Below are 11,368 nucleotides of genomic sequence, written 5' to 3'. Positions count from 1 at the left end.
ATGCTGATCGCCTTCTCCGTCGCCCCCAGCGGCGCCCCCGCCGAGGGGACCGAGCGCACCGACGCCTCCGTGCACGACGCTGTCGCTGCCGCCGTGCGTGTGGTGCGCGAGTCGGGACTGCCGCACCGCACCACGAGCATGTTCACCGAGATCGAGGGCCCGGACTGGGACACGGTCATGGACGTGGTCAAGCGCGCGACCGAGGCGGTCATGCCGTTCGGCTCGCGGGTCTCGCTGGTGCTCAAGGCCGATATCCGCCCCGGATACTCCGGCGAGCTGGACGCCAAGATCGAACGTCTCGAAGCGGCGATCGAGGACTCAGGCGACCGCTAAGCTGTACCGGTGAATCCCTCGACTGAATCGAGGGGTGCGGCGAAGTGGGCGCTCCTCTCTCTCGCCATCGGCAGTTTCGGCATCGGCATGACCGAGTTCGTGGTCATGGGTCTGCTGCCGAACATCGCCGCAGATCTGCTGCCCGCGCTCTGGGCGACCAGCCAGGAAGAAGCGCTGAGCCAGGCGGGGTGGCTCATCTCGCTGTACGCGCTCGGCGTCGTGGTGGGCGCGCCGACCATCGCCGGCTTCGTGGCGCGCTATCCGCGGCATCGGGTGATGATCGTGCTGGCCCTGTCGCTCGCCGTGTTCAACGCGCTCACGGTCGTGCTGCCCAGCTTCGAACTGGTCGCCGCATCACGGTTCCTCGCTGGCCTTCCGCACGGCGCCTATTTCGGGATCGGTGCGCTCGTCGCCGCCGATGTCATGGGCCCGGGCAAGCGAGCGAAGGGCGTCGCGTTCATCCTCACGGGTCTGACGGTCGCGAACGTGGTCGGTGTGCCGTTGGGGACGTTCCTCGGTCAGCAGTGGGGGTGGCGGGCGGCCTTCGCGGTCGTCGCTCTGGTGTTCGCGCTGGCGACGCTGTTCATCGCGCTGTTCGTGCCCGAGCATCCTGGGGACCCCGGTCGTACGATGCGCCAGGAGCTGCGCGTGTTCCGCATCCCTCAGGTGTGGTTCACGCTCGGGGTCGGTGCGATCGGCTTCGGCGGGTTCTTCGCGGTCTACAGCTACATCGCGCCGCTCGTGACCGAGGTCGCCGGGTCCCCGGAGTGGGCGGTGCCGATCGTCCTCGTCCTGATGGGCCTCGGGATGACGGCGGGAAACCTGGTCGGAGGGCACCTCGCCGACATCGACCTGCGACGCACGTTGCTCTTCGGCCTCGCGGCGATGGGTGTCGTCTTCGCACTGCTCGCGCTGCTCTCGTTCTGGATCGTGACCCTCGGCCTGCTGGTGCTGGTCGTCGGCTTCGTCTCTTCGATCCTGAGCCCGACGATCCAGACACGGCTCATGGACGTCGCAGGGGACAACCAGTCGATCGCGGCGGCGATGAACCATTCGGCGTTGAACATCGGCAACAGCCTCGGCGCGTTCCTCGGGGGTGTGGTCATCGCGGCAGGGTGGGGCTTCACGGCTCCCGCATGGACCGGGGCGGCACTCGCGGCGGCCGGTCTGCTCATCGCTGTGCTGTCGTATCGGGTCGAAGGGCGTCGTGCCGTGGCCCCGGTGCTCGTCGCGTCGTAGCCGTTGCGTGGTCGCCGTCGCATGGCAGCCGTGGGGTCATAGAGTGACGGGGTGAGCACCGCCGATCGTTCCCTGCCCCTCGCCGGCACCGCCGTTCTCGTGCGTGCGGCGGACGACGGCTTCGAGGTGCTCGTCATGCGCCGCCCCGAACGCGGATCCTTCGCCGGCGCGTGGGTCTTCCCCGGCGGCAAGGTCGAGCAGGGGGACCGGCACCCGGGCGACGGTGAGGTCGAACAGGCACGCCGCGCCGCGGTCCGCGAGACCTTCGAGGAGGTCGGCCTCCACGTCGACGACCTCGCCGTGTTCTCCGAGTGGCAGCCGCCCCTCGAGGCGCCGACGCGGATCCGCACCTGGTTCTTCCTCGCGGAGGCACCGGATGCCGAGGTCTCGCCGTCCGCCGACGAAGTGGCCGAGGTCGCCTGGGTCCGTCCTCAGGAGGCGCTGGCCCGGCACGGAGCAGGGGAGTGGACGCTGTACCCGCCGACGTGGGTGACCCTGCACCAGCTCTCGGCGTTCACCGACGCGCCGTCCGCGCTGTCTTCCGGTGGGGCCGTGCAGCTGTTCCAGACGCGGGTGCTTGGCTCGGAGACAGGACAGGTCTTCGCGTGGGAGCAGGGACGACTCGAAGCCGGGACCCTGCCGTGGCGGTTCATCGCCGGGTGAGCCGCCCCGGCGTCCTGCCTCGGGTTCAGCTGTCGAGCAGGCGCCGCAGGTTCGCGCCGACCGCGTCCGTCTCGATGAGGAACCCGTCGTGGCCGAAGTCGCTGGAGAGCACCACGGCCTCCCCGCCGATCACGTCCGGGATGCTGCGGGCGATGCGCTGCTGCCCGTCCACCGGGAACAGACGGTCGCTGTCGATGCCGAGCACCAGGGTGGTCGCTGTGACCGCGCGCAGAGCCTCTTCGACGCCGCCCCGCCCTCGTCCGACGTCGTGCGAGTTCATGGCTTCGACCAGAGTGATGTAGCTGTTGGCGTCGAAGCGACGTGTGAACTTGTTGCCGTGGAAGTCGAGGTAGGACTCGACCGCGAAGCGTCCGCCATGACCGAGCGGGGAGACATCCGACTGCCAGGACCGCTGGAAGCGCTGGTTCAGCTCGATCGGACTGCGGTAGTTCAGCAGTGCCATGCGCCGTGCCAGGGCGAGTCCGCGGTGCGGGCCGTCGCCGTCGCCGAGGTCGTAGTACTCGCCGCCCTGGAAGCGCGGGTCCATCCGGATGGTCTCCAGCTGCACCGTGTTCAGCGCGATCTGGTCTGCTGTCGTGACCGGGGGTGAGGAGAGCACCGCGAGTCGTCGCACACGGTCGGGGTGCGTGACCGCCCACTCCAGGGCGTGCATTCCGCCCATGGAACCGCCGATGACGGCCGCCCAGCTGTCGATGCCGAGCGCGTCGGCGAGCCGGACCTGCGCCGCCACCTGATCGCGGATGGTCAGATAGGGGAAGCGGGAGGCCCATTCATAGCCGTCGGGGGCGACGCTGGCCGGGCCGGTCGAGCCCTGGCAGCCTCCGAGCATGTTCGGCGCGATCACGAACCAGCGATCGGTGTCGAGCGGCGCGCCGGGACCGGTGATGTCCTCCCACCAGCCGACGGTGGGGTGGCCGGCGCCTGCAGCACCACGCACGTGACTGTCGCCGGTGAGCGCATGGAGCACGAGGACCGCGTTGTCACGGGCGGCGTTGAGTTCGCCCCAGGATTCGTAGGCGATGCGGATGCCGGGCAGTTCGGCGCCGCTCTCCGTGGAGAACGGGCCGAACGCGGCGAAGCGTCGGCCGCCGACGGGGTCGCCGTCTCGCCATGCGCCCGTCGCCGGCGGGCGGGCGCGGAGCAGTCGCACGTCGGCCTCCGTCACAGGCGCCGACGGCACCGTGTCCTCGGAGGTCGTCTGCCAGTCCATGTTTCCATTCTCGCGTGGCCGGATGCCCGACGGCGGCAGGTTACGACCCGGGTTTCGGGTCTGCTGTGCGCGGCGCACGATGATCCCGCACATGACGATGCCCCGGACCGTGCGGTCCGGGGCATCGTCGAGGCGGTGCAGGTCAGGCGCGAGCGGCCTCCGACACGGCGCGGGCCGCGGCGAGAGCCTGGTCGAGGTCGGCCTTGAGGTCGTCGATGTTCTCGATGCCGACCGACAGGCGGACGAGGCCGGGCGTGACTCCGGCCGTGAGCTGCTGCTCCGGCGTCAGCTGCGCGTGCGTGGTCGAGGCGGGGTGGATGACGAGCGAGCGCACGTCGCCGATGTTGGCGAGGTGGCTGAACAGCGACAGGCTGTTCACGAACTCGCGGCCGGCTTCGACGCCGCCCTTCAGCTCGAACGACAGCACCGCGCCGACGCCCTTCGGCGCGTACTCGTTGGCCTTGGCGTACCAGGGGGAGGAGGGCAGGCCGGAGTAGTTGACGGTCGCGACGTCGTCGCGGCCGTCGAGCCACTCGGCGATCTCCTGGGCGTTCTGCACGTGGCGCTCGATGCGCAGCGAGAGCGTCTCGACACCCTGGATGAGGTTCCACGCGCTCTGCGGGGCGATGGCCGAACCGAGGTCGCGCAGCAGCTGCACGCGGGCCTTGATGATGTAGGCGAGCGGGTCGCCGACCGCGGCGGTGTAGCTCGCGCCGTGGTACGAGGGGTCGGGAACAGTGAGGCCGGGGAACCGGTCGACGTTCTTCGACCACTCGAACTTCCCGCCGTCGATGATGACGCCGCCGATCGTGGTGCCGTGGCCGCCGAGGAACTTCGTGACCGAGTGCACGACGATGTCGGCGCCGAACTCGAACGGACGGATCAGGTACGGGGTCGCGATCGTGTTGTCGACGATGAGTGGGACGCCGCTGTCGTGCGCGATGTCGGCGACCGTGCGGATGTCGAGGATGTTGATCTGCGGGTTGCCGATCGTCTCGGCGAAGAACAGCTTGGTGTTCGGGCGGACGGCGCGGCGCCACTCTTCCGGGTCATCCTGGTTCTCGACGAACGTGACCTCGATGCCGAGCTTCGCGAGCGTGTACTTGAAGAGGTTGTAGGTGCCGCCGTAGATGGAGCTCGAGGCGACGAAGTGGTCGCCGGCCTGTGCGATGTTCAGGATCGCGAAGGTCGAGGCCGCCTGGCCGCTGGCGAGGACGAGGGCGCCGGTGCCGCCTTCCAGCGCGGCGAGACGCTGCTCCAGCACGTCCTGCGTGGGGTTCTGGATACGCGTGTAGATGTTGCCGAACTCCGCGAGGGCGAAGAGGTTCGCCGCGTGGTCGGCGCTGTCGAACACGTACGACGTGGTCTGGTAGATCGGCGTCGCGCGGGCCTTCGTGACAGGATCGGGGGCAGCACCGGAGTGGATCTGCTTGGTCTCGAAGCGCCAGGACTCGGGTGCGGACATGATGTTCCCCCAGGAGGTCGGAAGGTCGGATGGCGGATGCCGTTGAAGCGAGAGTACGGAACTCCGCTCGTTGTCAACAACACCCGGGAAATGTGACGTAACACGGCTGAGGCCCGGAATCACGCGGTTGCGGCAGCCGCAGTGCGGGTATCGGGTCGCGAGGGTTTTCTGTACTGTGTGGCTCAAGTGCTCACGACCGCGCACGTCGGAGCGAGGAGGGAACGTCAGATGACTGCCGAGTCGGAACCGACCAGCGTCTCCAGCGGGAGCGAGGCGTCGAGACCGGGCATCGCGCGGCGGACGGTCCTCGTCGGTGCCGCGTGGTCGCTCCCTGTCGTCGCTGTCGCCGTCGCGACCCCGGCGGCGGCGGCCTCGACCGCCGCGCTTGGCCGCTTCGTGATCGAGACCATGCAGGGCGGTACGTGGGTGAACCCCGAGTACTACGGTGCGTCGCTGCAACTCCGCAACGACGACACGCAGGCCGCATCGCTCCCGGTCGCCGACATCACCAGCGGCACCGTCACGGTCACGTTCGCACTCGCCGACGCCGGACCGCTCGCTCCCGTCGTGATCGCCAACGCCGGCGGCTCGAGCCCCACCGTCCCCGCACTCCCGAACACGGATCCGACCTGGACCGCCGCCGGCGTCTCGGACAACGGCGACGGCACCGTGACGTACACGCTCGCCTACGCCGGAAGCCTCGCGGGGCAGGGAGTGACGCACGTGACGTTCGGCATCCTCGGCCCGACGCCGTTGCACTCCGGGGTGTCGGTCACCGTGACGTCGACCGGCAGCCCGACCGACGGGTTCGTGCACACGCGCACCGCCACCCTGTTCTGAGAGATTCGCGGGAAGGCGCGGTGTCTGTCCGCGCAGACCCGCGGACATCGTACGGTGGAGACATGGTGAACAGACGTGCAGTGGTGACAGGTGCGAGCTCGGGCATCGGGGAGGCGACGGTGCGCGCGCTCCGTGCGCGTGGATGGGACGTCGTCGGTGTCGCGCGACGCGAGGACCGGCTGTCCGCCCTCGCCGCAGCCACCGGGGCTTCCGCCATCGCATGCGATCTGACCGACTCCGCCGCCGTCGACGCTCTCGTCGAGCAGCTCGCCGCGTCGGGGCCCGTCCATGCTCTCGTGCAGGTGGCCGGCGGAGCGCGCGGCACCGACCGCATCGAGGACGCCGCGGTCGAGGACTGGCAGTGGATGTTCGACGCGAACGTGCTCGCGACCCAGAGGCTCGTGGCGGGGCTGCTGCCGCTGCTGCGCAAGGCCGCGTCGGCGGACGGTCATGCCGACACGATCTTCGTCACCTCGACGGCCGCGCAGTCGGCGTACGCAGGTGGCGCCGGGTACAACGCGGCGAAGGCTGCAGAGGCGATGCTCGTGCGGGTGCTACGTCAGGAGCTGAACGGCGAGCCCATCCGCGTCGTCGAGGTCGCGCCGGGCATGGTCCACACCGAGGAGTTCACCCTGAACCGTCTCGGCGGGGACTCCGTGGCCGCGGAGGCGGTGTACGCCGGAGTCGAGGCACCTCTCGTCGCCGACGATGTCGCCGACGTGATCGCCTACGCCCTCGAATCGCCCGGGCACGTGAACCTCGACCTGATCACGATGCGACCCGTCGCCCAGTCGGCCCAGCATCTGCTCGCGCGCGGCCCCCTGCGCGTGCGATCCATCGACTGACGATGGCGCGATCACTCGCCGAGCTCGCGGCGGATGGCCGGATCGATCCGGGCTGGGCACAGGCGCTCGCTCCTGTGCAGGACGTGATCTCCGCACTCGGTGACCGGCTCCGTGCCGAGCAGCAGGCGGGGCACGGCTACCTGCCCGCCGGGGAGAACGTGCTCAGGGCGTTCCAGCGGCCGATGTCCGACGTGCGGGTGCTGATCACGGGCCAGGACCCGTATCCCACGCCGGGGCATCCGATCGGTCTGTCGTTCGCGGTCGACCGCGACGTGCGCCCGCTGCCCCGCAGTCTCGCGAACATCTACAAGGAACGCGAGAGCGACCTCGGGATCCCGCCCGCGCCGCATGGCGACCTGACGGCGTGGAGCGACCAGGGCGTGCTGCTGCTGAATCGCGTGCTCACCGTCCGTCCAGGGGCTGCGGCCTCGCATCGCGGTTGGGGCTGGGAGAAGGTGACCGAGCTCGCGATCCGCGCGTTGGTCGCGCGTGATCAGCCGCTCGTCGCCGTGCTGTGGGGGCGGGACGCGGCGAATCTGCAGCCGATGCTCGGGTCGACGCCCGTCATCGCCTCGGCGCATCCGTCTCCGCTCTCGGCGAGTCGGGGCTTCTTCGGCTCCCGCCCGTTCTCCCGCGCGAACACCCTCCTCGAAGAGCAGGGTGCCGCGGCGGTCGACTGGAGGGTGGAAGGCGAAGCCCCTCCGTCTCTAAGCTGAGCGCATGCAGTTCGAACCGGGGGACCGTCGTCGCGTCCTCCCGCGCCATCTGCGCCCTGATGTCGCGCCGGAGGTGTTCTCCTACACGATCCGCGCCGCTCGGCCCGCCGACCTTCCTCATGTGCGGGAGATCTACAACCACTTCGTCAGCAACTCGGCGGTCACGCTCGACGAGCGGCGCAGCAGCATCCCGTACTGGCGCGAGAAGTATGCGCTGCTCACTCGGCTGCAACTGCCGTTCCTCGTCGCGGTCTCACCGGCCGGCGTGGTGATCGGATACGCGCTCGCACAGCCATGGGCGGGCAAGAACGCCTACAAGTACACGGTGGAGGACTCGATCTACCTCGGGCCCGGTGCAGGCGGCAAGGGCCTCGGCGCCGTGCTGCTGCAGGCGCTCATCGACGCGTGCGAGCAGATCGGGCTCCGAGAGATGGTCGCGGTGATCAGCGACCGCGGAGCCGAGGCGTCGATCCGCCTGCACGAGAAGCTCGGTTTCGTCGAGGCAGGGCGGATGGGGCGGGTCGGGCACAAGTTCGGCCGCGACCTCGGCACCGTCTACATGCGACGCGCGCTCACACCCACAGGGAGACGACGGGGTTCGCTCTTCGGCGCCCGACGCTGACACCGGCCGGGTGGCCTCAGTGGTCCGGGATGACGGGGATCGCGGCGAGCAGCGTTTTCGTGTAGTCCTGAGTCGGGTGCAGGAGCACGTCCTGCGTCAGGCCGCGCTCGACGATGTGTCCGTCTTTCATCACGACGACCGTGTCGCACAGGTTCTGGACCACCCCGATGTCGTGCGACACGAGCAGGAGCGTGAGGTCGGTCGTCTTCCGCAGCTCGATCAGCAGCTCGAGGATCTGGGCCCGCACCGTCACGTCGAGGGCCGACAGCGGCTCGTCGCCGACGAGGATGCGCGGCCGGTGCACGATCGCGCGAGCCAGGGCGATCCGCTGCCGCTGACCGCCCGAGAACTCATGCGGATAGCGGTCGCCCGCGTCGGACTCGAGACCGACCTGCGCCAGGACCTCGCGCACCCGCGCACGATGGTCTCCGTCGATGCCCAGCGCCCACAGCGGTTCCCGGACGATCTGCCCTGCGGTCATCCGAGGGTCGAGCGAGGCATACGGGTCTTGGAACACCAGTCCGGTCTCGCGGCGCAGCCAGTGCAGCGACTTCGCCGAGGCTGTCGCGTCCACGGGTCGACCGTCGATCGACACCGTGCCCGCGGTCGGCCGATCCAGCCCGAGGAGAAGCCGGACCAGGGTCGATTTGCCTGATCCCGACTCGCCGATGATGCCGACCGACGAGCCCTCCGCGACATCGAGGTCGGTGGGGGCCAGTGCGGTCTGGGTGCGCGTGCGTTCGAACGCCGCGCGCTTCGGGACGAAGAAGTCCCGACGCAGTCCCCTGGCTTCGATCAGGCTCATGCGACACCGCCGTCCGGCCGCCACAACGTCGCCGTCGCATCGCGGAGAAGACCCTGCGTGATCGGGGACGCGGGCGTCGAGAGGAGCGTGGCGACGGGGGCGGCCTCCACCACGCGGCCGTGTTCCAGCACGACACCTTCTGTCGCGACCTGCGCCAGCACCGCGAGATCGTGCGTGATGAAGACCAGCGACATGCCCTCGTCGGCGACGAGGGAGAGCAGCAGCGACAGGATCTCGGCCTGGATCGTGACGTCGAGCGCCGTCGTCGGCTCATCCGCGATCAACAGCTTGGGTCGGCAGGCGAGCGCCATCGCGATCGCGACGCGTTGCCGCTGGCCGCCGGAGAGCTGGTGCGGATACCTGTCGACGATGTTCTCCGGATCGGGCAGTCGCACCCGCGCCGCCTCGCGGATCGCGCGCTCTCTGGCCTCTCTGCGGCCCAGACCCTCGTGGATGCGGATCGACTCCGCGATCTGCCTGCCGACGGTGCGGATCGGATTCAGCGCGGTGCGCGGTTCCTGGAACACGATGCCGATGTCGTCGCCGCGCAGCTTCGCCAGCTCGCGGTCGGGCATTCCGATGAGTTCGATGCCGTTCCAGCGGATGCTGCCGCTCGCGGTCGCCCCGTCGGGGAGCAGACCCAGCACGGCGAGGGCGGTCAGCGACTTGCCCGATCCGGACTCGCCGATCAGGCCCATTCGCGCGCCGTCCGGAACCTCGAAGGAGATGCCGTCCACCACGCGGCGCCCGTCGATCTCGATCACCAGATCCCGCACGGAGAGACTCATGCGACCACCCCCGGAGTGTGGATCTCGGCGGCGCGGTGCCGCAGGGTGGGGTCGGTCGCCTCACGCAGCCCGTCGCCGAGGAGGTTGAGGGCGAGCACCGTGATCGTGATGGCGAGTCCCGGCCAGATCACCGACAGCGGATGCACGCCGATGTAACGCTGCAGATCGGCGAGGAGCAGACCCCAGCTCGGTTCGGCCACCGATGCGCCGAAACCGAGGTACGACAGGCCTGCTTCGGCGAGGACGGCGACGGCCATCGACCACGACAGCTGCACGATGAACACCGGAGCGACGTTGGGGAGCAGGTGCCGCACAAGGCTCTGCGACGGTGTGAGTCCCGCGGCGCGGGCGGCCAGCACGAAGTCGCTCTGCTGCACCCGACGCAGTTCGGGCCTGGTAACGCGGGCGATGTTCACGCCGAACCCGATGCCGACAGCCCAGATCACCACCCAGAGCGAACCGCCCCACACCGAGGAGATCATCATCGCGATCAGCAGGACGGGGAAGGCGATCAGGATGTCGACGAGCACCGCGACGGTCTCCCGGATCCATCGTGCGGTCAGGGCGCCGAGAGCCGCCAGCGCGATGCCGACGAGTGTGGCGACGATCCCCGCACCGACGCTCACGAAGACCGTCGTCCTGGCGCCGGCCATCAGCAGGCTCAGGATGTCGCGGCCGGTGTCGTCCGTGCCGAGGAGGTGCGGCCAGCCCGGCGGCAGCCACCGGTCGCCGATGTCCGAGGACTGCGGGTCGAACGGGGTCCAGAACAGCGCCACGACCGCGGTGAGTGCGATCACGGCGACGACGATGACACCGAAGCGACCTGTCGAGGTGCCCCAGAGTCGGCCCAGCCAGCGCGGCGTCATGCGGCCTCCCGTTGACGGGGGTCGATCGCACGGTGCAGGAGGTCGACGAGGAAGCCGACGATCAGCACGAAACCGGTCAGCACGAGGAGCTCGCTCTGCACCTTGATGAGATCGCGGGTTCCGACGTCCGCCACCAGCATGCGGCCGATACCGGGGAGGGTGAACAGCTGCTCGATCACGACCGACCCCACGATGATGCCGGCGACCTGGAGCCCGAGCACCGTCACGATCGACAGTCCGACCGCGGGGATCCCGTGCTGGATGAGTGCACGCGTGCGGGTGAGTCCCTTCGCGGCGGCGGTGCGGACGAAGTCCTGACCGGCCGCCTGGAGGGTCGCACTGCGGACGAAACGCATGAGCATGGCCCCCTCCACGATGCCGATCGTCAGCGCCGGCAGCAGCAGGGACTCGATGGCCTGCCAGGGTGTGGACCAACCGGTGCGGGGAAAGCCCTGCGGCGGGAACCAACCCAGCCACACGGAGAACACGACGATGAGCATCATGCCGGCCCACACGACGGGCACGGCGGCCAGTGCCTGAGCGCCGACACTGAGCGCCGTGCCGCCGCGACGTCCGCGGAGGAGTGCGGCGAGGATGCCGAACGGGACGGCGATCAGCACGGCGATGAGCAGCGACATGATGCCGAGGGGTACGGTGACCTGGGCCTTGAGCACCAACTCCTCGCCGACTGACGCGCCGGAGAGGAGCGACGTGCCGAGGTCGCCCCGGAAGATGCCGCCGATCCAGTCGGTGTACTGCGCGAACAGCGGGCGGTTCAGCCCGAGCGACTCGCGGAGAGCGTCGACCTCTGCTGGAGAGGCCTGGGTGCCGGCGATCAGTTGGGCGACGTCGCCGGGGAACACCCGAAGAGTGAGGAAGATGAGCACGCTCGACACGAGGAGCCCTGCGATGAGCAGGGCTCCTCGGACGAGCGTGTAGCGGATCACGGAGGTGG

General features: G+C 69.5%; 13 protein-coding genes. 7 read left to right on the top strand and 6 right to left on the bottom strand.

Features of this window, described 5'->3' with window-relative positions; all coding sequences use genetic code 11:
• The 3 genes from AB0E56_RS13550 to AB0E56_RS13540 are packed head-to-tail and all read left to right on the top strand — an operon-like array spanning window position 1 to window position 2,235.
• Complete coding sequence (locus tag AB0E56_RS13550) at window positions 1–333, top strand: thiamine-binding protein (RefSeq protein WP_359799688.1); 333 nt, start codon at window positions 1–3, stop codon at window positions 331–333.
• A 9-nt stretch (window positions 334–342) separates the two neighbouring features.
• Entirely contained in the window at window positions 343–1,572 is a 1,230-nt protein-coding gene (locus AB0E56_RS13545; RefSeq protein ID WP_359799686.1) for an MFS transporter, read from the top strand.
• A 51-nt stretch (window positions 1,573–1,623) separates the two neighbouring features.
• Window positions 1,624–2,235, top strand: coding sequence for an NUDIX domain-containing protein (locus tag AB0E56_RS13540; RefSeq protein ID WP_359799684.1), 612 nt, complete (start codon window positions 1,624–1,626; stop codon window positions 2,233–2,235).
• A gap of 25 nt (window positions 2,236–2,260) precedes the next feature.
• Here AB0E56_RS13540 and AB0E56_RS13535 read toward each other — a convergent pair whose 3' ends face one another.
• Both AB0E56_RS13535 and AB0E56_RS13530 read right to left on the bottom strand, forming a co-directional pair.
• On the bottom strand, window positions 2,261–3,466 hold the full coding sequence (locus tag AB0E56_RS13535) for a homoserine O-acetyltransferase (protein ID WP_359799682.1): 1,206 nt from the start codon (window positions 3,464–3,466) through the stop codon (window positions 2,261–2,263).
• A gap of 142 nt (window positions 3,467–3,608) precedes the next feature.
• Window positions 3,609–4,931, bottom strand: coding sequence for a bifunctional o-acetylhomoserine/o-acetylserine sulfhydrylase (locus AB0E56_RS13530; protein ID WP_183152407.1), 1,323 nt, complete (start codon window positions 4,929–4,931; stop codon window positions 3,609–3,611).
• Window positions 4,932–5,159: 228 nt separating this feature from the next.
• Here AB0E56_RS13530 and AB0E56_RS13525 point away from each other — a divergent pair, with 228 nt between their 5' ends.
• From AB0E56_RS13525 to AB0E56_RS13510, 4 genes are all read left to right on the top strand, one after another.
• Window positions 5,160–5,771 (top strand): hypothetical protein, encoded by a 612-nt coding sequence (locus AB0E56_RS13525; protein WP_359799679.1) that lies wholly within the window; start codon window positions 5,160–5,162, stop codon window positions 5,769–5,771.
• A 62-nt stretch (window positions 5,772–5,833) separates the two neighbouring features.
• On the top strand, window positions 5,834–6,616 hold the full coding sequence (locus AB0E56_RS13520) for an SDR family oxidoreductase (protein ID WP_359799677.1): 783 nt from the start codon (window positions 5,834–5,836) through the stop codon (window positions 6,614–6,616).
• 2 nt (window positions 6,617–6,618) lie between these two features.
• On the top strand, window positions 6,619–7,332 hold the full coding sequence (locus AB0E56_RS13515; RefSeq protein ID WP_359799675.1) for a uracil-DNA glycosylase: 714 nt from the start codon (window positions 6,619–6,621) through the stop codon (window positions 7,330–7,332).
• Between the two features lie 4 nt (window positions 7,333–7,336).
• Window positions 7,337–7,954: a GNAT family N-acetyltransferase gene (locus AB0E56_RS13510; protein ID WP_183152411.1), complete on the top strand. Its 618-nt coding sequence runs from the start codon at window positions 7,337–7,339 to the stop codon at window positions 7,952–7,954.
• A gap of 16 nt (window positions 7,955–7,970) precedes the next feature.
• On the opposite strand, the gene AB0E56_RS13505 is transcribed toward AB0E56_RS13510, so the two are convergent.
• From AB0E56_RS13505 to AB0E56_RS13490, 4 genes are read right to left on the bottom strand one after another with little or no spacing between them, the layout of a single operon-like run.
• Window positions 7,971–8,759 (bottom strand): ABC transporter ATP-binding protein, encoded by a 789-nt coding sequence (locus AB0E56_RS13505; protein WP_359799673.1) that lies wholly within the window; start codon window positions 8,757–8,759, stop codon window positions 7,971–7,973.
• Window positions 8,756–9,547 (bottom strand): ABC transporter ATP-binding protein, encoded by a 792-nt coding sequence (locus AB0E56_RS13500; protein WP_359799671.1) that lies wholly within the window; start codon window positions 9,545–9,547, stop codon window positions 8,756–8,758. Before AB0E56_RS13500 ends, AB0E56_RS13505 begins: the two co-directional genes overlap by 4 nt.
• Window positions 9,544–10,413 carry an ABC transporter permease gene (locus tag AB0E56_RS13495; protein ID WP_359799669.1) on the bottom strand — a complete coding sequence of 290 codons (870 nt, stop codon included), beginning with the start codon at window positions 10,411–10,413 and terminating at the stop codon, window positions 9,544–9,546. The genes AB0E56_RS13500 and AB0E56_RS13495 overlap by 4 nt, the downstream gene beginning before the upstream one ends.
• Window positions 10,410–11,360, bottom strand: coding sequence for an ABC transporter permease (locus tag AB0E56_RS13490; protein WP_359799666.1), 951 nt, complete (start codon window positions 11,358–11,360; stop codon window positions 10,410–10,412). The genes AB0E56_RS13495 and AB0E56_RS13490 overlap by 4 nt, the downstream gene beginning before the upstream one ends.
• Window positions 11,361–11,368: the final 8 nt, after the last annotated feature.

Origin of the sequence: Microbacterium sp. NPDC028030, assembly GCF_040637855.1 — a bacterium.
In the GTDB taxonomy this organism is placed as follows: domain Bacteria; phylum Actinomycetota; class Actinomycetes; order Actinomycetales; family Microbacteriaceae; genus Microbacterium.
This window is presented reverse-complemented; position numbering and strand designations above follow the sequence as displayed.